Source organism: Salmonella sp. SAL04157, assembly GCF_046551635.1.
In the GTDB taxonomy this organism is placed as follows: Bacteria; Pseudomonadota; Gammaproteobacteria; order Enterobacterales; family Enterobacteriaceae; genus Salmonella; species Salmonella enterica.
The window spans coordinates 231,151-255,563 of sequence record NZ_JBGDVS010000006.1 but is presented as its reverse complement, the minus strand read 5'-3'; the positions used below and the strand labels follow the sequence as shown (position 1 = coordinate 255,563).

The following is a 24,413-nucleotide window of genomic DNA, read 5'->3' as shown; positions in this document are numbered from 1 at the left end:
GTAAAAACTCCTTTATGATTGGTCATCAATTCATTGACCTTAGTAATCGTAGTGACTCACTGTGATAAAGGTTAAACCTTCCAGCAAGGTTAAGGTCAAGGGGGAAATATGAATATTAGCGATGTGGCGAAAAAAACCGGTTTAACCAGCAAAGCCATTCGGTTTTATGAAGAGAAAGGGCTGGTGACGCCGCCATTACGTAGCGAAAATGGTTATCGCACCTATACGCAGAAGCATTTAAACGAGTTGACGTTGCTGCGACAGGCGAGGCAGGTGGGGTTTAATCTGGAAGAGTGTGGCGAACTGGTCAATCTGTTTAACGATCCGCGACGCCATAGCGCAGATGTGAAAAAGCGGACGCTGGAAAAGGTCGCGGAGATCGAGCGCCATATCAGCGAGCTGCAATCAATGCGCGATCAATTGCTGGCGCTGGCGGAGAGTTGTCCCGGCGATGACAGCGCCGACTGCCCGATTATTGATAATCTTTCTGGCTGCTGTCATCACAAGGCGCAAAAGCCACGTTGATTAAACGGCGCGAATGCGTAAGGTGATGCCTTCCACGGCGATCACTTCGACATGCGTACCTGCGCGCAGGTCTTCGTCAGCGCATACCGGCCACGAGCTGTCGCCGACACGCATATGACCCCGTCCGTTCACTAACGCGGCATCAAGCATAAACCGGCGGCCTACCAGTTGTTGTCCGCGTTGGTTAAGGCGGCTGTCGGTCGGCTTCTGTTCCCGCACGCGACGCGCCAGCCAGCGCCACCAAAGCCAGGCCGCCAGCAACGTTAAGGCCGCAAACAGCACGCCCTGCCATTCCCAGCCGAGCGGTAAGAGCCAGACGGTTAAGCCGGTAATCACTGCCGCCACGCCGCTCCACAGCAAATAGCCGTTACCGCCGAGCATTTCCGCGGCCAACAACAGGCCGCCGAGGCTAAGCCAGAAGATATGCGGATGTACCAGAATCATCGCTATCATGCTTTTTTCCGTTCGCTGGCGCTGTCCTTAACCAGCTCGCTGATCCCGGCGATAGCGCCCATCAGACTGCTGGCATCCAGCGGCATCATGACCACTTTGCTGTTATTCGCCGAGCCGATTTGCTGTAACGCTTCGGTGTATTTCTGCGCCACGAAATAGTTTATCGCCTGAATATCCCCGGCGGCGATGGCTTCAGACACCATCTGCGTAGCGCGGGCTTCCGCTTCGGCGGAACGTTCGCGCGCTTCCGCCTGCAGGAAAGCGGACTGACGTTCGCCTTCGGCTTTCAGAATCTGCGACTGTTTTTCCCCCTCGGCTTTCAGGATTTCCGCCTGACGCACCCCTTCGGCCTCAAGGATATAGGCGCGTTTGGTACGTTCCGCTTTCATCTGGGCGTTCATCGAGGAGATCAATTCCGCGGGCGGGCGGACATCGCGAATTTCGATACGGGTAACTTTAATTCCCCACGGGTTGGTGGCTTCATCGACAATATGCAGCAGCCGTGTGTTGATGCTGTCGCGCTGGGAGAGCATCTCATCCAGCTCCATCGAACCGAGCACCGTACGGATATTGGTCATGGTCAGGTTAATGATCGCCAGTTCCAGGTTGCTGACTTCATAAGCGGCGCGCGGCGCATCGATAACCTGAATAAAACAGACCGCATCGATAGTGACGTTGGCGTTATCTTTTGAGATCACCTCCTGCGACGGAATATCCAGCACCTGCTCCATCATATTGATCTTGCGGCCAATTCTGTCCATAAATGGTACAACAAGGCTTAATCCCGGCTGCAGGGTTTTGGTGTAACGTCCAAAGCGCTCCACCGTCCACTGGTATCCCTGCGGAACGATTTTGACGCCCGCGCCGACGATCACCAGCGCGACGAAAATGAGAATAGGGATAAGAATGAGCATAGCTAAACCTCCTGTTGCGTTGTCCATAAACCGATTTTGCTGACGAATTAAGCGAATTATACCTGATTCAGTAAAGCATGTTCCCCCCTTATTAATTACAGGGATACACTATCGCTATAAAAATATGAACAACGGATGCGCAATAAATGACAGAACGTAGCATGTTGCTTGAGTTAAAGCAGGTCGGTTACCGGACTGCGACGACAAAAATAGTGAATAACATCAGTTTTACGCTGCAACGCGGCGAATTTAAGTTAATTACCGGTCCTTCTGGCTGCGGAAAAAGTACGTTGTTGAAAATGGTGGCCTCATTAATAAGCCCTGATATCGGCGTGATTCTTTTTGAGGGGCAGGATATTACTACTCTGAGTCCGGAAGCCTATCGCCAGCAGGTTTCTTATTGCGCTCAGACGCCAGCGCTATTTGGCGATACGGTTTACGATAACCTGATTTTTCCCTGGCAAATTCGCCATCAGCGCCCGCAGCCGACAGCCTTCGCAGACGATCTGGCGCGTTTTGAACTGCCGGAGACGATTCTGCAAAAACCGATTACCGCGCTTTCCGGTGGAGAAAAACAGCGTATTGCTCTAATTCGTAATCTACAGTTTCTGCCGAAAATACTGTTACTCGACGAAATAACCAGCGCGCTGGATGAACATAACAAACGGAATGTGAATGATATTATTCATCGCTATGTTCGCGATAAGCAGGTCGCTGTCTTGTGGGTAACGCATGATAAAGATGAAATTCAACACGCGGATAAGGTGATAACGTTAACGCCATCTGCCGGAGAGATGCAGGAGGCGCGTTATGAACGAGCATAATATTACCAATACCTCGCTGGCGTTATCGATGCTGCTAGTGGTGGTCGCGATGCTCATCAGTCACAAGGAAAAGCTGGCGCTGGAAAAAGATATTCTGTGGAGCGTATGCCGGGCGGTGATACAGCTCATTATTGTCGGCTATGTACTGAAATACATCTTTGGCGTTAATCATGCCGCCCTGACGCTGCTAATGGTGCTGTTCATCTGTTTTAACGCTGCCTGGAACGCGCAAAAGCGCAGTAAATATATCGATAAGGCATTTCTCTCCTCGTTTATCGCCATCACCGTCGGCGCCGGACTAACGCTGACGGTACTGGTGCTTACCGGTTCGATTGAATTTGCGCCGATGCAGGTGATTCCCATCGCTGGCATGGTCGCCGGCAATGCGATGGTGGCGGTAGGGCTGTGCTACAACCAACTGGGGCTGCGTTTTCATAGCGAGCAGCAGCAAATCCAGGAAAAGTTAAGTTTGGGCGCAACGCCGAAAATGGCCTCCGCCGGGCTTATCCGCGATAGCATCCGCGCATCGCTTATCCCGACGATCGACTCGGCAAAGACCGTTGGGCTGGTGAGCCTGCCGGGGATGATGTCCGGGCTGATTTTTGCCGGGATCGATCCGGTAAAAGCGATTAAATATCAAATTATGGTAACGTTTATGCTGTTGTCGACAGCCAGCCTGTCTACCATCATTGCCTGCTATTTAACCTACCGGAAGTTCTATAATTCGCGTCATCAGTTGGTAGTGATGCCGCTCAAGAAATCATGATAGTGGCCGGATGATGGCGCAAGCGCCTTATCCGGCCTGAGGACGACAGGTAGGCCAGATAAGCGCGCCATCAGGCAAGAGAGGATTAATACAGTAGCGCGTACAACTGGCGGCGGTATTTCGACGCCAGCGCGTCGCCGGTGCCGAGCGCGGCAAGGATCTCCTGGAAGGTTTTGCGCGTTTGTCCCTCGGCGGCGGCAAGATCTTTTCTCAGATGGCTGAACAGCAATTCCAGCGCTTCTTCATTACGTCCGACCTGGTGCAACTGCAACGCCAGTTGCGTTGCCAAAGCCGCATCCTGCGGATTCTCCGCGACTTGCTGCTGAAGTTGCTGAATTTCCGGCGTATCCGCCGCCTGTTTAAGCAGTTCGATCTGCGCAACCAGCCCCTGATAACGGGTATCCTGATCCTGTAGCGGGATAGTTTTTAACACCGCTTCGGCCTCTTCAGAGCGGTTCAGCGCAATTTGCGCTTCCGCCAGTAACAGGCCAATCTCACTGTTCTGCGAAGAGAGCTGCCAGGCGTCTTTGAGCAACGGCAGCGCGTCAACATAGTTGCCCTCCTGCATTAACTGCATCGCTTGTTGCGCTTTTAGCTCTTCTTCACGCGGCAGTACTTTATCCAGCAGAGCGCGGATCGCCTCTTCCGGCTGCGGTCCCTGGAAACCATCGACCGGTTGGCCATTCTGGAACAGATAGACTGTCGGGATGGCGCGCAGACCAAACTGAGCGGCGATCATCTGTTCGGCGTCGCAGTCCAGCTTTGCCAGAATAAACTGACCGTGGTACTGGGCAGCCAGACTTTCCAGCACTGGCGTTAATTGCAGACAGTGTTGGCTGCGTTCAGACCAGAAATAGAACAGTACCGGCGTGGTCATGGACTGCTCTAAGGTCTGCTGCAGGTTGGATTCATTAATATTGACAATGTTCTGTACGGACATGGCGTCGCTCTCTTTTGTCTGTGTCACGTTTACATGGGGGCTGACGGGCGCGCTTCAACTCAGCTTTGTAAAATTTTATCCAGCATCCGGCCCGGCAATAGGCGTTTCAGCGCCATCACTGCCCAGGTGACCAGCGTAACGGGATAGCGCAGCCTGGGTTTATCGCTTGCAAAAGCATGACGCACTTTCGCTACTACCGCGTCAGGATCGCGGGTGAAACGTGCGGCGATGCCGGGATTTTCTACCGGTTTATCACGCTGCGTCTGGTTAACGTTATCCGTAAAACGGGTACGAATTGGTCCCGGTTCTATCAGACTCACTTTAATGCCTGTGTGCCGTAGCTCCATACGTAGCGCGTCAGACCAGGCTTCGAGCGCATATTTGCTGGCGGCGTAAGCGCCGCGCCCTGGGGTGGAAATCAGCCCCATCACCGATGAGGTCATCACAATGCGTCCTTCGCCATGCGGCAACATGGCGGGAAGTAAGCGCATAGTAAGCTGATGCGCGCCGAAGAAATTACTGGAAAACTGTTGCTCCATCTGCTCACGGCTGATGGTGGAAAGGGGGCCATACACGCCGTAGCCGGCATTGTTAAAGATCCCATACAGACGATTATCGGTCAGGGCGATCACTTCATCGGCGGCACGATCCACGCTTTCAGGGGAGTCGAGATCGATCAACACGCCGGTAAATCCCATACTGTTCATCCGGGCGACATCATCAGGTTTGCGGCAGCCCGCCAGGATTTGAAAGCCCTGGCGTTTAAGTTCAAGCGCGCTGTCCAGACCGATTCCGCTGGAACATCCTGTTATTAAGACCGATTTTTGCATAACTTTACCTGTCAGGATCTCCGTTGATTTAAGAGTCGTGGTTAACTATATCCGTCATACTTCAAGTTGCCTGTGCGTTCGTTTACTCCAGTCACATAGGTATCTATGCTCCTGGACATTCTCTTACGTGCCGCCTTCATGCAACTCGAATTATTCAGGAGAGAAAAGGGGTCAACTGCTTCGCCATCCAGTCGGCAATAAACGGCTGGGCGTCGCGGTTGGGATGAATGCCGTCATCCTGCATCCACTGCGGTTTCAGATATACCTCTTCCATAAAAAACGGTAACAGAGGAATATCGAACTCTTTGGCGAGCTTAGGATAAATGGCGCTAAAGGATTCATTATAACGGCGACCGTAGTTTGCGGGCAGATGAATTTGCATCAGTAACGGTTGGGCATCGGCGGCTTTCACCGTCTGAATGATTTTACGTAGCGTCTGTTCGGTTTGCGCAGGTGCAAAACCGCGTAGTCCATCGTTGCCGCCAAGTTCCACCACTACCCAGCGCGGGTGATGCTGTTGCAACAGCGCCGGCAAACGCGCCAGTCCCTGCTGCGAGGTATCTCCGCTTATACTGGCATTAACGACCGACGTTTTGTTTTGCCATTTATCATTAAGGAGCGACGGCCATGCCGCGCTGGCGGCCATACGGTAACCGGCGCTGAGGCTATCGCCCAGAATTAATAAGGTGTCTGCGGCGGCGGCACGGAAAGTTAACAGGATCAAAAACAGGAAGGGCAAATGCCAGCGGAAAACAGTGTTGAAGTTCATCGTCTCAGGAAGTCCGTCGGTCAGGGTGAGCATGAGCTTCCCATCCTTACCGGAGTTGAACTGGTTGTCAAACGCGGCGAAACCATTGCGCTGATTGGCGAATCAGGATCGGGAAAATCTACGCTGCTGGCGATTCTCGCCGGACTGGATGACGGCAGTAGCGGAGAGGTCAGTCTGGTGGGGAAACCGCTTCACCAGATGGACGAAGAGGCGCGGGCGCAGCTTCGCGCTCAGCATGTCGGTTTTGTTTTTCAATCCTTCATGCTTATTCCTACGCTTAACGCGCTGGAAAACGTTGAGCTACCGGCCCTGCTACGCGGTGAAAACAGCGGTCAGAGTAAGGCGGGGGCGAAAGCGCTGCTCGAACAACTGGGACTGGGAAAACGGCTTGACCACCTTCCGGCACAGCTTTCCGGCGGCGAACAGCAGCGTGTAGCGCTGGCGCGCGCGTTTAACGGGCGTCCTGATGTGCTGTTTGCCGATGAGCCGACGGGCAACCTTGACCGTCAGACCGGAGATAAAATCGCCGACCTGCTATTTTCGCTTAACCGCGAGCACGGCACCACGCTGATTCTGGTGACGCACGACCCGGCGCTGGCGGCGCGCTGCGACCGGCGGCTGCGGTTGGTCAACGGTCAGTTACAGGAGGAGGCATGATAGCTCGCTGGTTCTGGCGCGAATGGCGCTCGCCGTCGCTGATTATTGTCTGGCTGGCGTTGAGTCTGGCGGTGGCCTGCGTACTGGCGCTCGGCAGTATCAGCGACCGGATGGAAAAAGGGTTAAGTCAGCAAAGCCGCGAGTTTATGGCAGGCGATCGGACGCTGCAAAGTTCGCGGGAGGTACCGAAGGCCTGGCTTGAAGAGGCGCGTAAACGCGGCCTTAACGTGGGCGAGCAGTTAACCTTTGCGACCATGACGTTTGCTGGCGATACGCCGCAACTGGCCAGCGTGAAGGCGGTAGATAGCGTTTATCCGATGTACGGCGAATTGCAAACCCGTCCTGACGGAGTGAAACCGCAGCCGGGTAGCGTACTGCTGGCGCCGCGTCTGATGGCGCTGCTTAATTTGAAAACGGGCGATACCATTGATGTCGGCGACGTGACCTTGCGTATTGCCGGTGAAGTGGTGCAGGAGCCGGATTCCGGGTTTAACCCTTTTCAGATGGCGCCGCGTCTGATGATGAATATGGCCGATGTGGCAAAAACCGGTGCGATACAGCCGGGGAGCCGCGTGATGTGGCGGTATAAATTCGGCGGAACGCCGCAACAGCTTGCTGGCTATGAAAGCTGGCTGTTACCGCAGCTTAAACCGGAACATCGCTGGTACGGACTGGAGCAGGATGACGGGGCATTGGGGAAATCGCTCGAACGTTCGCAGCAGTTTTTGCTGCTTTCGGCGTTATTAACGCTACTGCTGGCGGTAGCTGCCGTCGCGGTGGCGATGAGCCATTACTGCCGTAGCCGCTACGATCTGGTGGCGATTTTAAAAACGTTGGGCGCGGGCCGGGCCCAGTTGCGTAAACTTATCATCGGACAGTGGTTGATGGTGCTGGGGCTTTCCGCCGTCACGGGAGGCGCGATTGGGTTACTGTTTGAAAACATATTGCTGGTGCTGCTAAAACCGGTATTGCCCGCCGATTTGCCGCCCGCCAGCCTGTGGCCCTGGCTGTGGGCGCTGGGTGCGATGACGGTCATCTCTCTGCTGGTCGGTTTACGACCTTATCGATTGTTGCTGGCGACCCAGCCGCTACGGGTGCTGCGCCGCGATGTTGTCGCTCGCGTCTGGCCGTTAAAAATTTATTTGCCTGTCGCCTGCGCCGTCGTGGTGGCGCTGCTCGCCGGATTGATGGGCGGAAGTATGCTGTTGTGGGCGGTTCTGGCGGGTGCAGTGATACTGGCGCTGCTGTGCGGTCTGGTGGGCTGGATGCTGCTTAACGTGCTGCGCGGCATGACGTTGACGTCGCTACCGCTGCGTCTGGCCGTCAGCCGACTTCTGCGTCAGCCGTGGTCAACGTTGAGTCAGCTTTCGGCGTTTTCGCTTTCGTTTATGCTGCTGGCGCTCTTGCTGGTGCTGCGCGGCGACCTCCTTGATCGCTGGCAACAGCAGCTCCCGCCGGAAAGCCCGAACTATTTCCTTATCAATATTGCTTCAGAGCAGGTCGCGCCGCTGAAAGCCTTTTTGGCGGAACATCAGGTGATTCCGCAGACGTTTTATCCGATTGTGCGGGCGCGGTTAACCAGGATAAATGGTAATCCGACGGAAGGTCAGCAGGATGAGTCGCTCAACCGTGAACTGAATTTGACCTGGCAGGATACGCGCCCGGCGCATAATCCGCTGGTCGCCGGTCACTGGCCGCCAAAACCGGGCGAAGTCTCTATGGAAGAGGGGCTGGCGAAGCGGTTGAACGTCAAACTCGGCGATAGCGTAACCTTTATGGGCGATACCCAGGCATTTAGCGCTAAAGTCACCAGCCTGCGTCAAGTGGACTGGGAAAGCCTGCGGCCCAACTTTTTCTTCATTTTTCCTTCCGGGGCGCTGGACGGGCAACCGCAAAGCTGGTTGACCAGTTTTCGCTGGGAGAATGGCAACGGCATGTTAACGCAGCTTAACCGCGAGTTTCCTACCGTCAGCCTGTTAGATATCGGGGCGATCCTGAAACAGGTGGGACAGGTGCTGGAGCAGGTCAGTCGGGCGCTGGAGGTGATGGTTGTGCTAGTCACCCTCTGCGGCATGTTGCTATTACTGGCTCAGGTACAGGTCGGGATGCGTCAGCGCCATCAGGAGCTGGTGGTGTGGCGCACGTTAGGAGCCGGAAAGAAACTGTTGCGTACCACACTCTGGTGCGAATTCGCCATGCTGGGGTTAGTTGCCGGGCTGGTCGCCGCGATTGGCGCGGAAACGGCGCTGGCGATCTTACAAATCAACGTTTTTGATTTCCCCTGGGAGCCGGACTGGCGTTTATGGGGCGCACTGCCGTTTTGCGGCGCGCTGCTGCTTTCCGTATGCGGCGGCTGGCTTGGCGTTCGTTTGCTGAAAGGCAAAGCGCTATTCCGACAGTTTAGTGGATGATTCATGATGTGAATAATTTCTCGCCGGTTTTTAAAACGGCGCGTACTTTTTTAGTCGCACAAATTGCTAACTCCTTGATTTTTAGTAGCACAAATCATTAAAAAATACACAACACGTAAGGTTTTATAACAGTTATTATTTGCCTGCTAAATGATTTGGATTGGCTATCTATCAAGGAAAATATAATGACAATTAAAATAACAGCGTTGGCGGCATCGATCGGCGCGGCAGTGGCTTTCATGCCTTTCGCTACTCAGGCGGAAATCACCGTTTTAAAACAAGATCCCCAGGCGGGTAATCCACTCAGCCGACTCAATTTCACCGTCGGCGGGAGTATTCGTCCGCAGTTCCAGAATATGACCGGCAATGACGGCGCGAACGGTTATAAACGTAATGGTTTTGATGGCGGGACGCGTTTCCGCTTCGCCGCGGATTACTATCTGTTTGATGATATCAGTTGGATTAGCTATTACGAGCTGGGCGTCAATATCCCTGCGGTATTTGACTGGGATAACCATTATGCGAAGGGCGCGACTGATACCACTCGCCGTATGCTGTATACCGGCTTCAAGAGCGCGACGTGGGGAACGCTGACCTTCGGTCAACAGAACAGCATTTATTACGATGTGGTGGGCGCAAAAACCGATATCTGGGATTACGACATGATAGGTCAGGCGCCGGGCAACGGGATTAACGGCGACTACGATGGTTCTTATCGCACGCGTAAATCATTGAAGTATAAGAAAAGCATTGGTAATGTCGATCTCTACGCGTCTTATCTGTTCAGCGACGATTATAATGCCAATAACGGCCTGAATTACAAACGTAAAGGCGGCGGTTCTTTAGGCGCGGATTACCATCTCACCGACGATCTGACCTGGGGGACGGCATGGAACTATACCCGTGCGGAGATGCGCGGCAACGGCAATAAAACTTACGATCAAAATATTGTCGGTACCGCGTTAAGCTGGACGCCGGAAAACTGGACTATCGCCGCAGGCGGCGGTTGGTATCAGAACTTTATGACGACCAAAAAAGTGTCTGTGAATGATTACTTTGCCGGCGATGCGTGGGGGCTGGAATATTTTGTCGGTTACGCTTTCCCGATTGGTCAGTATGCCGTGAAAGCTATTCAACCGTACTTTATGGGCGACCGCATTGAATATGTGAATGGCCGCGACTATCTGCGTACCGATAACGGCGTGGGGATCACCTTCCAACTGGATTATGGTTTCCGCGTTGATTATGAACATGTTTTCACCTCCAGCACTGACAATCTGGGCGATATGAACCTGGTGCGTCTGCGTTACGATTTCTAAAGCGTTTTCCTCTGCCGGATGTTGGCGTTAAGACCTCTTATCCGGCATTTCCCTCTACGCTATTCCCGCCTGACACACGCCTGAGCGCCTGCCTCGTACATTTAACGACACACCAGGAAACATCATGAAATAATTTCAAGGACAGCAGGCTGTGATCTGTGTCATGTTAAGAAATAGCCTTTCGTTTGGGCCAAAACAGACGATGCCGCATGAACGGCATCCGGCACAGCATCACACTATTTAAAATGGAGAAATTATGGGATTGCGTCAGAGTTTACGCATTGCGGCCAGCACGCTATTACTGGCCTGCGGATTACAGTTTGCCCATGCCGATAGTTCCCCGCAAACGATCGTATTTGGCGTCGCGCCAGGGCCGTATGGCGACATGGTGAAGCAGGCGATTGCGCCGACATTAAAAGAAAAAGGGTATAAGGTCGTGGTGCGCGAGTTTAGCGACTATGTCCAGCCCAATATGGCGTTAGCTAACGGCAGCATTGACGCCAACCTCTTTCAACATACCCTCTATTTTGACAAATTCACCGCTGACAAAGGGTTGAAGCTCAGCAAACTTATTGTGGTACCGACCGCCGGGATGGGCTTCTATTCACGTAAAATCAACAGTCTGGATGCGCTTAAAAAAGGGGACATTATTACCCTCTCCAACGATCCGACCAACCTGGCGCGCGGCCTTCGCTTCCTGCAATCGTTGGGGCTTATCACGATTAAGGACAATATCGATCCGACCAAAGCCTCTGAACGAGATATCGCCAGCAATCCAAAAGGACTGGTTTTCAAACCGCTGGAAGCCGCACAGCTACCGCGCACGCTGGATGGCGTGACCGGCGCGCTGGTTAACGGGAACTTTGCGGTGGCGGCAGGACTGGATCTTTCCAGCGCGATTAAGCAGGAACACCTGGATGAGAATCTGAAAAATATCATTGCGGTACGCAGTGAAGATGCCGATAAGCCGTTTGCCAAAGATATTGTCGAGGCGGTGAAATCGCCGGCTTATCGCGCGGTCATCGACGATCCAAAGAATATTTATAGCGCCTTCCAGAAACCGGAATGGATGACCGCGACACCCTGATCGCAGCGGTAGCCATCCCCAATTTCTGAGGTGAATATGATTGAAATAGAAAAAGTCTGCGTCGATTTTACCGCCGGTCGCGGTACCCCCACGCGCGCGGTGGATGATGTGAGCCTGCATATCGCCGCGGGCGAGATTTTTGGCATTGTTGGTACCAGCGGCGCAGGAAAAAGCACTCTGCTGCGTACCCTGAACGCCTTAACGCGTCCCAGCCAGGGGCGCGTCAACGTCAACGGCGTGGAAATCTCGGCGCTGGACGGAAAAGCGTTACGCCAGGCGCGGCAGCGTATTGGTATGATTTTCCAGCATTTTAACTTAATGCATACCCGGACAGTGGCGCAAAACGTGGCGTTTAGCCTGAAAGCGGCTGGCTGGGAACGCAGCAAAATCGCGCCGCGGGTGGCGGAAATTTTAACGCTGGTGGGCCTTGCCGATAAAGCGAACCGTTTTCCGGTACAGCTCAGCGGCGGGCAAAAACAGCGGGTGGGGATAGCCCGCGCCATCGCTAACCATCCGGATGTGTTGCTATGTGACGAACCGACTTCCGCTCTGGATCTGGAAACTTCCGCCACGATTCTGGCCCTGCTCAGAAAGATCAACGCACAGCTCGGGATTACTATTGTGCTGATCACCCATGAAATGAACGTGATCAAATCTATTTGCGATCGCGTGGCGGTGATGTCGGGCGGTAAGGTTGTGGAATCGGGCGAGGTGTTTGATGTGTTTGCCCACCCGCAACACGCTTTCACACAGCAACTGGTGTCTCATACCCTTAATTTGACCCTGCCGGAACGTTTACGGGAACACCTGCCCGGGCAGTTGCTGAAAATTTTGTTTATCGGCGATTCGGCGGAGCAGCCGGTACTGTCAGAGGTGGCGATCAAGTTTGGCGTCGCGGTCAATATCCTGCATGGCAAGATTGAGTATATCGGCGAACGCGCGTTGGGCATTCTGGTGGTGCAATTAACCGCGCCGCATAATCCAACGGCGGTGGCCGCCGCCGTGGAGCATATCCGTCAACGTACCGCACAGGTGGAGGTGATCCGTGGATGATTTATTGCCGGATTTAACGCTGGCGTTCAATGAAACTTTCCAGATGTTGAGTATTTCAACGGTGCTGGCGATTCTTGGCGGTCTACCGCTCGGTTTTCTGATTTTTGTCACCGATCGTCATCTGTTCTGGCAGAACCGTTTTATTTATCTCGTCGCCTCGGTTCTGGTGAATATTATCCGCTCGGTGCCATTTGTTATTTTACTGGTGCTGTTACTGCCGCTAACGCAGCTTTTGCTGGGTAATACGATTGGCCCGATTGCAGCCTCCGTCCCGCTGTCGGTGGCCGCAATCGCGTTTTATGCACGCCTGGTAGATAGCGCGCTCCGTGAAGTCGATAAAGGGATTATTGAGGCGGCGCTGGCATTCGGCGCTAGTCCGATGCGTATTATCTGTACCGTACTGTTGCCGGAAGCCAGCGCAGGGCTGCTGCGCGGCCTGACGATTACATTGGTAAGCTTAATCGGCTACTCGGCGATGGCCGGGATTGTCGGCGGCGGCGGGGTAGGCGACCTGGCGATTCGCTATGGCTACTACCGTTACGAAACCGAAGTGATGGTTGTTACCGTGGTGGCGCTGATTGTGCTGGTTCAGGTCGTTCAGATGCTGGGCGACTGGCTGGCAAAACGTGCCGACAAGCGCGACAGACACTAAGCCGGCTCAATGTAGCGTCAGCCGGCAATAAAAATAAGCTATTGCGCTTTTAGCCAGTTGGCAACGTCTTGCCATGTGCCGCGAAAAACGATATTCGCGGCTTTTTTCTCCAGTTGATAGCGATACATTGGGTCGTAATATTCGTTAAGTAGCGGAACCAGCCATGCCATATGGCCGTCGGTGCTGCCGCTGGATAATTGCTCCGCCAGCGCCCTATCCAGCGTGTCCGTCAGTTCGGCAAAGCGTTGCAACCCCAGACGGCGGCGAATAGCGAACAGTCCATGATGAAGATATTCACTATACGCCTGCCAACCGGCTTCATCGCCGTAGGCGTGGGTGAAGTCGTGATGCATACGGATGAAATACTCTTCACGCAGTCGTTCCAGACGAAGCGCAAACGGATCTTCCACTACCGCAATGGGGGCCTGCGCCATTCTTTCGCGTAAACACTCAGGCAGATGGTTGGCGCCGATCGTTCGCCCTTCATCTTCCAGTACCCACCTTTTTAGCGTCTGACGCGCGTTAATTTTCAGCAATTCAACGGCAAGTTTGTTTTCAAAACTGGCCTGGCTGAGTTGGGGTTTCAGCGTGCGGCCAAAAGAGGAGCCGCGATGACGCGCGAGACCTTCCAGATCCACGCCGTTGGGCTGTTGTCGCACCAGTTGCGTTTTGCCGCTGCCCGTACAGCCGCCAATTAAAAGTATCGGTTTTTGCGCCAGTTGCCAGGTCGCCTGAATTGCTGTCTGACGCAGCGCTTTATAGCCGCCTTCAATAAGCGGGCAGTCAATCCCTGTTTCTTGCAGCCAACGTTGTACGATATGTGACCGCTGACCGCCGCGCGCGCAGCACAGATACCCATTGGGGAAACGTTGATACGCGGCTTTCCAGGCCTCAAGCCGCTGCTGGCGAATGTCGCCGCAAACCAGCCGATGCCCCAACGCTAACGCCGCATCCGCGCCCTGACGTTTGTAGCAGGTGCCGACGGCGGCCCGCTCGTCATCCATCATCAATGGCAGGTTGATAGCGCCCGGCATGGCGCCCTGTTCAAACTCAATCGGCGCGCGTACATCAATTAAAGGCGTATCGGCAAGGAGGAGCGCGCGATAGTCCGTTCCATCGTTCATGTGTAATCCCGAAAAACAAAACAGCAATAGCGAGATTTTACGCGCTGAGGGAGGAGCCGGGAAAGGGGAAGATCATTCTCCCGGCATTTTATGTGTTATTTAAGCTTACTTTGCGCCCAGATAATGCCGCTGGCGTATTCGCCCGGCAGGAGCGGAGAGAGCGCTTCCAGGGTGGCGCTAAGACGTGACGTATCGCTGTCGGTCAGATTCAGATGGCCGACTTTTCGCCCCGGACGTACCGCTTTATCATACCAGTGCAGATGTACCAGCGGCAGCTTCAGCCAGTCGTAATTCAGCTCGCTGCCGATCAGGTTGATCATCACCGACGGGGCGTTAATCACCGGCGCGGGCAACGGCAGGCCGGTAATCGCGCGCAAATGCAATTCAAACTGACTGATGCTGGCGCCATTTTGCGTCCAGTGTCCGCTGTTATGCACGCGCGGCGCCAGTTCATTGATTAACAGGCCTTCCGGCGTGATAAAACATTCCATTGCCATTACGCCGACGTAGTTCAGCGCCTGCATAATTGCTGACAGCATTGATTCCGCCTGCTCCTGCTGTTCGGCGTTCGCCTGTGGGAACGCGACGCTGGTCCGCAAGATGCCGTCCTGATGCAAATTGTGCGTCAGCGGGTAAAACACGGTACTGCCGTCATGAGCGCGCGCGCCGACTAACGACACTTCGCCGGAAAAATGGATGCCGCGCTCAACAATACATTCGCCATAGCAGTCATCCGGCAGTTGCCCGGTTTCGTCCGCGCGTAGACGCCACTGCCCGCGACCGTCGTAGCCGCCAACGCGACGCTTAATAATCGCCAGTTCGCCCAGGCGGTCAAAGATGCCGGACCACTCGTCGGCGCTTGTCAGCAGCTGCCACGGCGCGGTCGCGAGTCCCAGTTTATCGAAAAGCTGTTTTTGTGTCAGACGGTCGGCGATGATCGGAAATACATCGCGATTGACGAATGCCGGGTGGCGCGCCAGCTCGCGGGTAAGCGCGGTTTCCGGCCAGCGCTCAATCTCTGCGGTAATGACGCTCTGCTGTACCGGCACGGCGGTAGGCTCTGCATCCAGGCCAACCGGCCAGACGGCGATACCCAGCGGTTCGCCCGCCTGGCGCAGCATTCGGCCCAGTTGCCCGTTGCCGAGAACGCAAACTTGCTTCATAGCGTCCCCCGCGGATCGGGATTTTCCAGAACTTCATCGGTTTGCGCTTTGCGCCAGTCGGCAATGCGCTGATGCAGTTCCGCGTCGTGTTGCGCCAGAATCTGCGCTGCCAGCAGTGCGGCGTTAGCGGCACCGGCTTTACCGATCGCCAGCGTACCCACCGGAATGCCGCGCGGCATCTGCACGATGGAGTAGAGGCTATCCACACCGCTTAGCGCAGCGCTTTGTACCGGTACGCCGAGTACCGGGACCAGCGTTTTTGCCGCAATCATTCCCGGCAGATGTGCCGCGCCGCCCGCGCCGGCAATAATCACTTGATATCCGTTCTCTTCCGCCGTTTCGGCGAAGCTGAACAGCTTATCGGGGGTGCGATGGGCGGAAACCACTTCTACATGGTGCGGGACATCCAGAATTTCAAAAATTTCGGCGGCGAATTGCATGGTAGCCCAGTCGCTTTTGGACCCCATCACGATGGCGACACGCGCCGGATTATTGCGGGAAGACATGCGTCTTAAAACTCCTGTGGTGCGGGACACGCTGCTTTTGAGGTGTCAGAGAATAGCATGATAATCAGGCAAGGAAAACGGTTGCGTGTACGCCGTAACGGACGATTCGACGAACATTTACAGGGGGAAGGCGATTAACTCAACGTTGTCCGGCGTGACTTTTACCATTGAACCTTCATGATGCCATGCGCCTAACACCACGCGGAATGCGGGCTGGTCGTTGGCGGAAAGTTCATGCACCGCCGGGCGATGGGTGTGACCGTGAATCAGCCACTGTACGCGGTGTTTTTCCATTTCGGCGACGACGGTCTGCGCATTGACGTCCATAATATCCAGCGATTTGCTGCTGTTGGCGGCTTTACTGCCGGCGCGCATTCTGGCGGCGATACGGCGGCGGATAAACAGCGGCAGGGTAAGGAACAGTCGTTGAATCCACGGATTATGGACTTTGGCGCGAAACGCCTGATAACCGGCATCATCGGTACAGAGCGTATCGCCGTGCATAATCAATACATTGCGGCCATACAGGTCGAGCACCTTTTCCTGCGGCAGTAGAATCATGCCGCTTTCGCGGGCAAAGCGTTTGCCAATCAGGAAATCACGGTTACCGTGAATAAAGAAGCAGGGGACGCCGGAATCAACCAGCGATTTAATGGCAACGGCCATTTCACGATGTAGCGGGTTGGGGTCGTCGTCGCCAATCCAGGCTTCGAAGAGATCGCCAAGAATATACAGCGCGTCGGCCTGACGGGCTTCTACGGCTAAAAAACGCAGAAAACCGGCGACGATCGCCGGTTCTTCCGTTTGCAGATGCAAGTCTGCAATAAACAGTGTCGCCACGATTACTCGCTGACGGTCACGTTTTCAATGATGACGTCTTCTTTTGGTACGTCCTGATGCATACCGCTACGGCCAGTGGCGACGCCTTTGATTTTATCTACCACGTCCATACCTTCTACGACTTCCGCAAAGACGCAGTAGCCCCAGCCTTGCAGACTTTCGCCGGAGAAGTTCAGGAAGTCGTTGTCTGCCACGTTGATGAAGAATTGCGCGGTAGCCGAGTGTGGTGCCTGAGTACGCGCCATTGCCAGCGTACCACGGGTATTTTTCAGACCATTGTTGGCTTCGTTTTTGATCGCCTCTTTGGTGGCTTTCTGTTTCATGCCCGGCTCAAAGCCGCCGCCCTGAATCATAAAACCGTTAATCACACGGTGGAAAATGGTGTTGTTGTAAAAACCTTCGCGGCAGTAGTCCAGGAAGTTTTTAACTGTTTCAGGCGCTTTATCATCAAAGGTTTTGATTACGATATCGCCGTGATTAGTGTGGAAAGTAACCATTTTTGCATCCTGTTCCAAGAGAGTGGTGCTTTAGCCCGCAATGGGGCACATATAGGGGCTTGTTATAGCATAACCGTAAGCTGCGATCACCTTGCAAAGTGTGCTGCTTCGATTACGAATAATATGTATCATACGGAGATTATTACCCACACACGTCTATACGGAATCTTCGATGTTAAAAATTTTTAATACACTGACGCGCCAAAAAGAGGAATTCAAACCCATTCATGCCGGGGAAGTCGGCATGTACGTGTGTGGTATCACCGTTTACGATCTCTGCCACATTGGCCACGGACGCACGTTTGTCGCTTTTGACGTTGTCGCACGCTATTTGCGTTTTCTCGGTTATAAGCTGAAGTATGTGCGTAACATTACCGATATCGACGATAAAATTATTAAACGCGCCAATGAAAACGGCGAAAGTTTTGTCGCGCTGGTCGACAGAATGATTGCGGAAATGCATCAGGACTTTGACGCGCTGAATATTCTGCGTCCGGACAGCGAGCCGCGTGCGACGCACCATATTCAGGAAATTATCGAGCTCACCCGCACCTTAATCGAGAAAGGGCACGCCTATGTGGCGGATAACGGCGATGTGATGTTCGATGTACCGACCGATCCGACTTATGGGCAGCTTTCCCGTCAGGATCTTGAGCAGCTTCAGGCGGGCGCGCGCGTGGATGTCGTTGACGTGAAGCGTAACCCGATGGACTTCGTGCTGTGGAAAATGTCGAAAGAGGGCGAGCCGAGCTGGCCGTCGCCGTGGGGCGAAGGGCGTCCGGGCTGGCACATTGAATGTTCGGCGATGAACTGCAAGCAGTTGGGCAACCATTTTGATATTCACGGCGGCGGTTCTGATCTGATGTTCCCGCACCATGAAAACGAGATTGCCCAGTCTACCTGCGCGCATGACGGCGAATACGTCAACTACTGGATGCACTCCGGTATGGTGATGGTGGATCGCGAGAAGATGTCCAAATCGCTGGGCAACTTCTTTACCGTGCGCGACGTGCTGAAATACTACGATGCGGAAACCGTGCGCTACTTCCTGATGTCCGGGCATTACCGTAGCCAACTGAACTACAGCGAAGAGAACCTCAAGCAGGCGCGCGCCTCGCTGGAGCGGCTATACACTGCATTGCGTGGAACGGATAAATCAGCGGCCCCGGCGGGCGGCGAGGCGTTTGAAGCGCGTTTCGTGGAGGCGATGAATGACGATTTCAATACGCCGGAAGCCTACTCCGTCCTGTTTGATATGGCGCGTGAAGTCAACCGTCTGAAGGGCGAAGATATGGCCGCCGCGAATGCGATGGCGTCTCATCTGCGGAAGATTTCCGGCGTGCTGGGACTGCTGGAGCAGGAGCCGGATGTTTTCCTGCAAAGCGGCGCGCAGGCGGATGACGGTGAAGTTGCGGAAATTGAAGCCTTGATTCAACAGCGTCTGGATGCCCGTAAAGCGAAAGACTGGGCGGCGGCGGACGCGGCGCGCGATCGTCTCGCTGAAATGGGTATTATTCTGGAAGATGGCCCGCAGGGCACCACCTGGCGGCGTAAGTAAGCGCTTTTACAGGCCGCTCTATTTGCATAGAACGGCCTGTTTTTTATTTTTTCGCGCCGGGCGAAAGATAAACACACACTGACTCCCCCAGATTCTGATGTTCACACTTGGGTATTGCCCGGCTGTAACGGGCAATAAAGCGGATGACGCTGTCGCCGCTGTTTAGCCCCACATTTCCTTTTCGCAGCAATTCTGCTGGCTGATCGTCGGTGAAAACGTTAGGGGTGAACAGTTTTGCGCCTAATCGTTCAAAAGTGCCAGCACTAACGATAGAGGGTTGATAACCCTGAAGCTGCAACCAGCGGCGGGCATCATTACGTGACCAAATCTGCGCATCGTTTGCTCGCGCAAACACTTCGAGAAGCCAGCCATTCGAATTCTGATAAGGGCCGGAAAAAGGCCACGCAATCAGGTTGTAGCGGGGACTGTGGAAGAGATTGAGTTTGATAGCGCTATGTAAGAGCGTTTGTAATGCCGTCGCGATATCTGAACGCGGGCGCAAAACGGCAATGCTCTGATTCACCAAGTCATCAGCCAGAAACTCATACAGACCTTGTATATAGAGCGCTGATTCAGCGGTTCCGCAAGTATTCAGATTATGGTAAACCCGCCAGTCTCCGTTTGGCTGGCGCATGGCATAGCCAGCATGTGACCAGGTTAAATGTCGGCTCGACATATCTTGCCCCTGGCGAACCAGAATGACGACCGGATCGGGTTGACTGTTAAGCTGTTGTTTGAGTTGTAACGCCTGATCCATTGTCGCTGCGATGCTCTCCGGCGTGTTTGCTTTTTGGTGGCAGTTAGCACTGTCTGCATAAGCGTTGAGCGAGATTGCGCTGAGCCAGAGGGCAAACGCGAATCGCTTCATTTGGCCGGTACCGTCTGGTTGCTGGAAAGTCCTGCGTCGTCCTGATTTACCATATGGGCAAGGACTTTGCCCTCTTTTTTCAAATAAGCGCCGGTGCCTTCCTGCGTTTTTTCCAGAGTGACTTTATCACCTGCTTTGAGGTTGCCTTCTTTGACGACATTTAGCGGAACTTGCATTTTAATGTCTTTGTTATCGGGAGACTTAGTGGTTATCAGCGCGGTTTTTTGCTTTTTATTTTCGACAACAGATCCAATGATCAGGTTGAGCGGCAGCAGTACGGGGGAGAGTATAATTCCGCTAACCAGTGCGGAACTGCCCACGCTGACAACCGCAGACGATGCCGCATACCAGCCAGTGGCAGACATTTCTTCGCTATAGCTGGCGTGGGAAAATGAGAAACAGACGACCGCGGCGGCGAATGTCATTTTATTCATATTGATTCCTTTTAATATGCGTTTTAAGTACCCATAGAAATAACACTAAAATACTTCCCGGCAACCACACCCACAGCAATTCTGAGAGAATGACCTGATGCCCATACGGCGTGATGTAGCTTGAAAGCGCAAACGGTGCGACTTTAATCACCTGCCAGGGCGCAAAAAAACGCTCATCTGACCACGGCCACAGCCAGCCGACGCCTTTACCACCCGTGGTTATCGAATCCAGCAGGCTGTGCGACAACAATGAAACGGTTAAAAACAGCCAGCAGCGCACCTGCCCAGCTCGAAACCATCGTCGTCCCGCGAGTACGCACAACAGGGGGAGGACGAATGCGAAAAGTAAAGAGTGGGTAAATCCGCGATGGCCGAAAACGTTGCCGTAGGCGATGCCAAATTTAAAGGCCAGCACGTCGGCATCGGGGAGCATCGCCAGCACAACACCGGCAAATGGCAGGCGAGGAGGGATAACTTTCAGGCCTAAGCCTGCGCCAGGACACAGGGGAACGGCGGCGTGGGTGATAACGGTAGACATAGCGATCGTTCACAGGGAAATAGCCATGCTAGCAGTTGGAACGCAGAGGATTAAGTGGATGATTATCTGAAAAGACAGCGTAATCAGGCCGGATAAGACGCTTTGCGTCGCTATCCGGCACTCTGTATCAGGCCACGACGTTCACACTTTGGCCTTCGAAGCTAACGGTTTGCCCGGCGACAATTTTGCAGCGTTTACGCGTTTCAACCGCGCCATCAACCTTCACCAACCCGTCGGCAATGGCGATTTTCGCCTGCGCGCCGCTTTCGCTCCAGCCTTCCAGCTTGAGCAGATCGCACAGCTCGACGTGCGGGTGTTTGCCTAAAGAGAATGTCGCCATGTTATTTTCCTTGTGGATCGTGATATTCAATGCACGCCTGCAGCGTGTTTTCGATAAGCGTAGCGACCGTCATCGGGCCGACGCCGCCCGGTACTGGCGTGATGTATGACGCGCGCGCCGCGGCTTCGTCAAACACGACGTCGCCAACGACCTTGCCATTTTCCAGACGGTTAATACCGACATCAATCACAATTGCGCCTTCTTTAATCCATTCGCCGGGAATAAAGCCCGGTTTACCTACGGCGACAATGAGCAAATCAGCATGCTCGACATGGTGACGCAGATCTTTGGTAAAGCGGTGTGTAACGGTAGTCGTACAGCCAGCCAGCAGCAGCTCCATGCTCATCGGGCGTCCAACGATATTGGACGCGCCAATGACCACCGCATTCAGGCCGTAGGTATCAATATTGTAACGCTCAAGCAGGGTCACAATACCGCGGGGCGTACAGGGACGCAGGCGCGGCGCACGCTGGCACAGACGACCGACATTATAAGGATGAAAACCGTCTACGTCTTTATCTGGCGCGATACGCTCCAGCACTTTAACGTTGTCGATGCCTGCCGGTAAAGGCAACTGCACCAGAATACCGTCAATCGTGTTATCTGCATTCAGAGTATCGATAAGCGCCAGCAGTTCGGCTTCGCTGGTGGTTTCTGGCAGGTCATAGGAGCGGGAGACGAATCCCACTTCGTCGCACGCTTTACGTTTGCTTGCGACATAAATCTGTGAGGCCGGATTGCTGCCGACCAGCACTACAGCCAGGCCGGGAGCGCGAAGACCTGCTGCGACACGTGCCTGAACTTTTTGAGCAACCTCAGATCGCACCTGCTGCGCAATCGTTTTACCGTCAATAATCTTTGCTGCCATCAGAGAGAAGATTCCATCTGTTACTTCAAGTCAAAGGGGATGACGCTATTTTGTCAGAAGCGGGCCTCGCTGTCAGTTAACGTTTGTGTTTCCGATGCAAACGCGACGTCTCCCCCGTTCGTTGCCGATGCTGAGACGTGACCCGTAAGCGCGCCATGATTAACCAAAAAGAAACAATTCATCACCCTGGCTATGGTTACCGTAATCCCTCGTCGTTAATAGCATCGGGCGGCATAATGCGACATTTTATACAAAATAAGATTAGACCCTTCTTATATCCCAATAAGAATTAGCTTAGGTCATTAAAAGAGTTTGCGGCTATTTTTTATTTAGCGAAATGTTTAATTTATTACCGTGACGAAATGTCATATTCGCAAAGATTAATTACTGCGTCTGATACTCAGGGGAGAAACAGAAAACTAATTAATCTGCGATATCTATCTTTACAGGATGCAGAGATAACTTTTCTGACATGCTATGTCGATAATAATTCAAACGGAGCCGACAGGATGCCGAAACCGGGTGTGTGTAATTCAAGGGAAATCCATGAAACATAAATTAATGACCTCTACTATTGCGAGTCTGATGTTTGTCGCTGGCGCAGCGGTTGCGGCTGATCCTACTCCGGTGAGTGTGAGTGGCGGTACTATTCATTTCGAAGGTAAACTGGTTAATGCAGCCTGTGCCGTTAGCACTAAATCCGCCGATCAAACGGTGACGCTGGGTCAATACCGTACCGCCAGCTTTACGGCGATTGATGATACGACCGCGCAGGTGCCTTTCTCCATCGTCCTGAATGACTGCGATCCGAAAGTGGCGGCTACCGCTGCCGTGGCTTTCTCTGGTCAGGCAGATAACACCAACCCTAATTTGCTGGCTGTCTCCTCTGCGGACAATAGCACTACCGCAACCGGCGTCGGGATTGAGATTCTTGATAATACCTCTTCACCGTTGAAACCGGACGGCGCGACCTTCTCGGCGAAGCAGGCGCTGGTTGAAGGCACCAATACGCTGCGTTTTACCGCACGCTATAAGGCAACCGCCACCGCCACGACGCCAGGCCAGGCTAATGCCGACGCCACCTTTATCATGAAATACGAATAATCCCGTTTGGGAACGCCAGGGAAGGGAGGCGCCTCAACGGAAGAGGCTATCGGGGATAAAAGAGAACATAGCAGATGATAAGGAAAGGCGCGGCGCTAGTGGGGCTTGTTTTGATGTCGCCCGTTATTGCGCAGCCGGTAATGGTGGAGAGCGGGCGTATTCACCTGCGCGGACAACTGGTCAATGGCGGCTGCGCTGTCGCCACAGAAAGCCAGGATTTGCGCGTACTGATGGGACAGTACCGCACGAATGCGTTTATCGGTCCTGGCAGCTTCGCTCCCGTCAGCGTTCCATTTTCGTTACGGTTAATCTCCTGTAGCGCGGAGGTCTGGCGTCATGTCGGCATTGCGTTTGCCGGCGTTACGCCTGCGGAAGATCCCCATGTTTTTCTGGCCAGCGGCGAGGGTATCGGTAATGCCGGAATCGGCCTGGCATTATTTGATGACCAGCAGCGGCAAATCATACCTAACACGTTACCGCTTCATTACACGCCCATTTTAACGTCAGAAATGACTTTGCATTTTACCGCCCGCTATCGGGCAATTTCAGAAAATATGACGCCGGGACGAATTCATTCAGAAGTGTGGTTTACGCTGGTTTACCCATGAATTTTCTTGCCGACGTGACTCAATGCAAAAGGTATTTTTTACCATGCTGAATAGTATAAAATTAGGCTTTATTGTTCTTCTCACGCTATTTACTTCGCTGAACGTACAGGCGGCGGGGGGGATTGCATTAGGCGCCACGCGTGTTATTTATCCCTCGGCGGCGAAACAGACTTCTCTGACAATCAGTAATAGCGATACTCAAGAACGTTACCTCGTCAATTCATGGATCGAAAATAGCGCCGGGCAGAAAGAAAAAACGTTTATCGTTACGCCGCCTTTATTCGTCAGCGAACCCAAAAGCGAAAACACGCTGCGTATTATCTACGCCGGGCAACCGCTACCCGGGGATCGGGAGTCGTTATTCTGGATGAACGTGAAAGCCATCCCGTCGGTCGATAAAAGTCATATTGAAGGAAAAAACGTTCTGCAACTGGCGATTCTGTCGCGCATCAAACTATTCGTGCGCCCGGCGAATTTGCCGCAGACGCCGGAAGACGCGCCGACTTTGCTGAAATTTTCCCGTATCGGCAACCATCTCAAGATAACCAACCCATCTGCTTATTACCTCACGCTGGTCAATATCAGCGTGGGCGCGAAAAAGATTGATAACGTGATGATCGCGCCAAAAAGCGACATGCAAATTCCCTTACCGACTGGCGCGCAGGGCAGCGTGACATTTCAGACCGTCAATGATTACGGCGCATTGACGTCGGCGACAACGGCCAGTCTCGGTTAAGCAGATCGCGTGAAGCCACACGAGAACAC

The 24,413-nt window shown here is 53.7% G+C and carries 28 protein-coding genes; 13 read left to right on the top strand and 15 right to left on the bottom strand.

The window, feature by feature from the left end; all coding sequences use genetic code 11:
- Positions 1 to 108: 108 nt before the first annotated feature.
- On the top strand, positions 109 to 525 hold the full coding sequence (gene cueR / locus ACLJRE_RS15355) for a Cu(I)-responsive transcriptional regulator (protein ID WP_001026760.1): 417 nt from the start codon (positions 109 to 111) through the stop codon (positions 523 to 525).
- Here the strand turns inward: cueR and ACLJRE_RS15350 are convergent, their stop codons facing one another.
- On the bottom strand, positions 526 to 978 hold the full coding sequence (locus tag ACLJRE_RS15350) for an NfeD family protein (RefSeq protein WP_000561177.1): 453 nt from the start codon (positions 976 to 978) through the stop codon (positions 526 to 528). It lies immediately after the preceding gene.
- Positions 975 to 1,892, bottom strand: a complete 918-nt coding sequence (locus ACLJRE_RS15345; protein WP_000906146.1) for an SPFH domain-containing protein — start codon at positions 1,890 to 1,892, stop codon at positions 975 to 977. The genes ACLJRE_RS15350 and ACLJRE_RS15345 overlap by 4 nt, the downstream gene beginning before the upstream one ends.
- 146 nt (positions 1,893 to 2,038) lie before the next feature.
- On the opposite strand from ACLJRE_RS15345, the gene fetA reads away from it, so the two are divergent.
- Complete coding sequence (fetA, locus tag ACLJRE_RS15340; RefSeq protein WP_000140195.1) at positions 2,039 to 2,716, top strand: iron efflux ABC transporter ATP-binding subunit FetA; 678 nt, start codon at positions 2,039 to 2,041, stop codon at positions 2,714 to 2,716.
- Positions 2,703 to 3,482, top strand: coding sequence for an iron efflux ABC transporter permease subunit FetB (gene fetB / locus ACLJRE_RS15335; protein ID WP_001002130.1), 780 nt, complete (start codon positions 2,703 to 2,705; stop codon positions 3,480 to 3,482). Before fetA ends, fetB begins: the two co-directional genes overlap by 14 nt.
- An 85-nt stretch (positions 3,483 to 3,567) precedes the next feature.
- Here fetB and cnoX read toward each other — a convergent pair whose 3' ends face one another.
- The 3 genes from cnoX to tesA form a co-directional block, all read right to left on the bottom strand.
- The gene (cnoX, locus tag ACLJRE_RS15330) at positions 3,568 to 4,422 is read right to left on the bottom strand and encodes a chaperedoxin (RefSeq protein WP_000116066.1); all 855 of its coding nucleotides are present in this window, start codon (positions 4,420 to 4,422) and stop codon (positions 3,568 to 3,570) included.
- 59 nt (positions 4,423 to 4,481) lie between these two features.
- Complete coding sequence (locus tag ACLJRE_RS15325) at positions 4,482 to 5,252, bottom strand: SDR family oxidoreductase (RefSeq protein ID WP_001172804.1); 771 nt, start codon at positions 5,250 to 5,252, stop codon at positions 4,482 to 4,484.
- Between the two features lie 154 nt (positions 5,253 to 5,406).
- Positions 5,407 to 6,021: a multifunctional acyl-CoA thioesterase I/protease I/lysophospholipase L1 gene (gene tesA, locus ACLJRE_RS15320; RefSeq protein WP_001010574.1), complete on the bottom strand. Its 615-nt coding sequence runs from the start codon at positions 6,019 to 6,021 to the stop codon at positions 5,407 to 5,409.
- Between tesA and ybbA the strand changes: the two genes are divergently transcribed.
- From ybbA to ACLJRE_RS15290, 6 genes are all read left to right on the top strand, one after another.
- A complete protein-coding gene (gene ybbA / locus ACLJRE_RS15315) occupies positions 5,992 to 6,678 on the top strand; it encodes a putative ABC transporter ATP-binding protein YbbA (RefSeq protein WP_001603001.1) in 687 nt (228 codons plus the stop codon). The two genes, tesA and ybbA, sit on opposite strands and share 30 nt — an antisense overlap.
- On the top strand, positions 6,675 to 9,089 hold the full coding sequence (ybbP, locus tag ACLJRE_RS15310; RefSeq protein ID WP_000561765.1) for a putative ABC transporter permease subunit YbbP: 2,415 nt from the start codon (positions 6,675 to 6,677) through the stop codon (positions 9,087 to 9,089). Before ybbA ends, ybbP begins: the two co-directional genes overlap by 4 nt.
- Positions 9,090 to 9,274: 185 nt before the next feature.
- On the top strand, positions 9,275 to 10,408 hold the full coding sequence (locus ACLJRE_RS15305) for a porin (protein ID WP_000152866.1): 1,134 nt from the start codon (positions 9,275 to 9,277) through the stop codon (positions 10,406 to 10,408).
- 256 nt (positions 10,409 to 10,664) lie between these two features.
- Entirely contained in the window at positions 10,665 to 11,495 is an 831-nt protein-coding gene (locus ACLJRE_RS15300; protein ID WP_000524317.1) for a MetQ/NlpA family ABC transporter substrate-binding protein, read from the top strand.
- A gap of 36 nt (positions 11,496 to 11,531) precedes the next feature.
- The gene (sfbB, locus tag ACLJRE_RS15295) at positions 11,532 to 12,548 is read left to right on the top strand and encodes a virulence-associated ABC transporter ATP-binding protein SfbB (RefSeq protein WP_000569656.1); all 1,017 of its coding nucleotides are present in this window, start codon (positions 11,532 to 11,534) and stop codon (positions 12,546 to 12,548) included.
- Entirely contained in the window at positions 12,541 to 13,200 is a 660-nt protein-coding gene (locus ACLJRE_RS15290; RefSeq protein ID WP_000342247.1) for a methionine ABC transporter permease, read from the top strand. The genes sfbB and ACLJRE_RS15290 overlap by 8 nt, the downstream gene beginning before the upstream one ends.
- A gap of 38 nt (positions 13,201 to 13,238) precedes the next feature.
- Here the strand turns inward: ACLJRE_RS15290 and mnmH are convergent, their stop codons facing one another.
- The 5 genes from mnmH to ppiB all read right to left on the bottom strand — a co-directional run bounded on the left by mnmH (position 13,239) and on the right by ppiB (position 17,330).
- Entirely contained in the window at positions 13,239 to 14,324 is a 1,086-nt protein-coding gene (mnmH, locus tag ACLJRE_RS15285) for a tRNA 2-selenouridine(34) synthase MnmH (RefSeq protein ID WP_023212908.1), read from the bottom strand.
- 95 nt (positions 14,325 to 14,419) lie between these two features.
- Positions 14,420 to 15,487 carry a 5-(carboxyamino)imidazole ribonucleotide synthase gene (gene purK, locus ACLJRE_RS15280; RefSeq protein ID WP_000815601.1) on the bottom strand — a complete coding sequence of 356 codons (1,068 nt, stop codon included), beginning with the start codon at positions 15,485 to 15,487 and terminating at the stop codon, positions 14,420 to 14,422.
- Positions 15,484 to 15,993: a 5-(carboxyamino)imidazole ribonucleotide mutase gene (purE, locus tag ACLJRE_RS15275; protein WP_000098736.1), complete on the bottom strand. Its 510-nt coding sequence runs from the start codon at positions 15,991 to 15,993 to the stop codon at positions 15,484 to 15,486. Before purE ends, purK begins: the two co-directional genes overlap by 4 nt.
- A gap of 117 nt (positions 15,994 to 16,110) precedes the next feature.
- A complete protein-coding gene (lpxH, locus tag ACLJRE_RS15270; protein ID WP_000212281.1) occupies positions 16,111 to 16,833 on the bottom strand; it encodes a UDP-2,3-diacylglucosamine diphosphatase in 723 nt (240 codons plus the stop codon).
- A gap of 2 nt (positions 16,834 to 16,835) precedes the next feature.
- Positions 16,836 to 17,330, bottom strand: coding sequence for a peptidylprolyl isomerase B (gene ppiB / locus ACLJRE_RS15265; RefSeq protein WP_000255991.1), 495 nt, complete (start codon positions 17,328 to 17,330; stop codon positions 16,836 to 16,838).
- Positions 17,331 to 17,502: 172 nt separating this feature from the next.
- Here ppiB and cysS point away from each other — a divergent pair, with 172 nt between their 5' ends.
- A complete protein-coding gene (cysS, locus tag ACLJRE_RS15260; RefSeq protein ID WP_000912375.1) occupies positions 17,503 to 18,888 on the top strand; it encodes a cysteine--tRNA ligase in 1,386 nt (461 codons plus the stop codon).
- A 43-nt stretch (positions 18,889 to 18,931) separates the two neighbouring features.
- Here cysS and ACLJRE_RS15255 read toward each other — a convergent pair whose 3' ends face one another.
- From ACLJRE_RS15255 to folD, 5 genes are all read right to left on the bottom strand, one after another.
- Positions 18,932 to 19,756, bottom strand: a complete 825-nt coding sequence (locus ACLJRE_RS15255) for a DUF2145 domain-containing protein (protein WP_000819112.1) — start codon at positions 19,754 to 19,756, stop codon at positions 18,932 to 18,934.
- Positions 19,753 to 20,190: an STM0539 family protein gene (locus ACLJRE_RS15250; RefSeq protein WP_001038577.1), complete on the bottom strand. Its 438-nt coding sequence runs from the start codon at positions 20,188 to 20,190 to the stop codon at positions 19,753 to 19,755. The genes ACLJRE_RS15255 and ACLJRE_RS15250 overlap by 4 nt, the downstream gene beginning before the upstream one ends.
- A complete protein-coding gene (locus tag ACLJRE_RS15245; RefSeq protein ID WP_000108748.1) occupies positions 20,183 to 20,728 on the bottom strand; it encodes a metal-dependent hydrolase in 546 nt (181 codons plus the stop codon). Before ACLJRE_RS15245 ends, ACLJRE_RS15250 begins: the two co-directional genes overlap by 8 nt.
- A gap of 127 nt (positions 20,729 to 20,855) precedes the next feature.
- Entirely contained in the window at positions 20,856 to 21,068 is a 213-nt protein-coding gene (ybcJ, locus tag ACLJRE_RS15240) for a ribosome-associated protein YbcJ (protein ID WP_000190278.1), read from the bottom strand.
- A gap of 1 nt (position 21,069) precedes the next feature.
- Entirely contained in the window at positions 21,070 to 21,936 is an 867-nt protein-coding gene (gene folD, locus ACLJRE_RS15235; protein WP_000729165.1) for a bifunctional methylenetetrahydrofolate dehydrogenase/methenyltetrahydrofolate cyclohydrolase FolD, read from the bottom strand.
- A gap of 546 nt (positions 21,937 to 22,482) precedes the next feature.
- Here folD and fimA point away from each other — a divergent pair.
- From fimA to fimC, 3 genes are all read left to right on the top strand, one after another.
- Positions 22,483 to 23,040, top strand: a complete 558-nt coding sequence (fimA, locus tag ACLJRE_RS15230; RefSeq protein WP_000681026.1) for a type 1 fimbrial protein subunit FimA — start codon at positions 22,483 to 22,485, stop codon at positions 23,038 to 23,040.
- 74 nt (positions 23,041 to 23,114) lie between these two features.
- Entirely contained in the window at positions 23,115 to 23,648 is a 534-nt protein-coding gene (gene fimI / locus ACLJRE_RS15225; protein ID WP_023212910.1) for a type 1 fimbrial protein subunit FimI, read from the top strand.
- Between the two features lie 43 nt (positions 23,649 to 23,691).
- Complete coding sequence (fimC, locus tag ACLJRE_RS15220; RefSeq protein ID WP_023212911.1) at positions 23,692 to 24,384, top strand: type 1 fimbria chaperone FimC; 693 nt, start codon at positions 23,692 to 23,694, stop codon at positions 24,382 to 24,384.
- Positions 24,385 to 24,413: the final 29 nt, after the last annotated feature.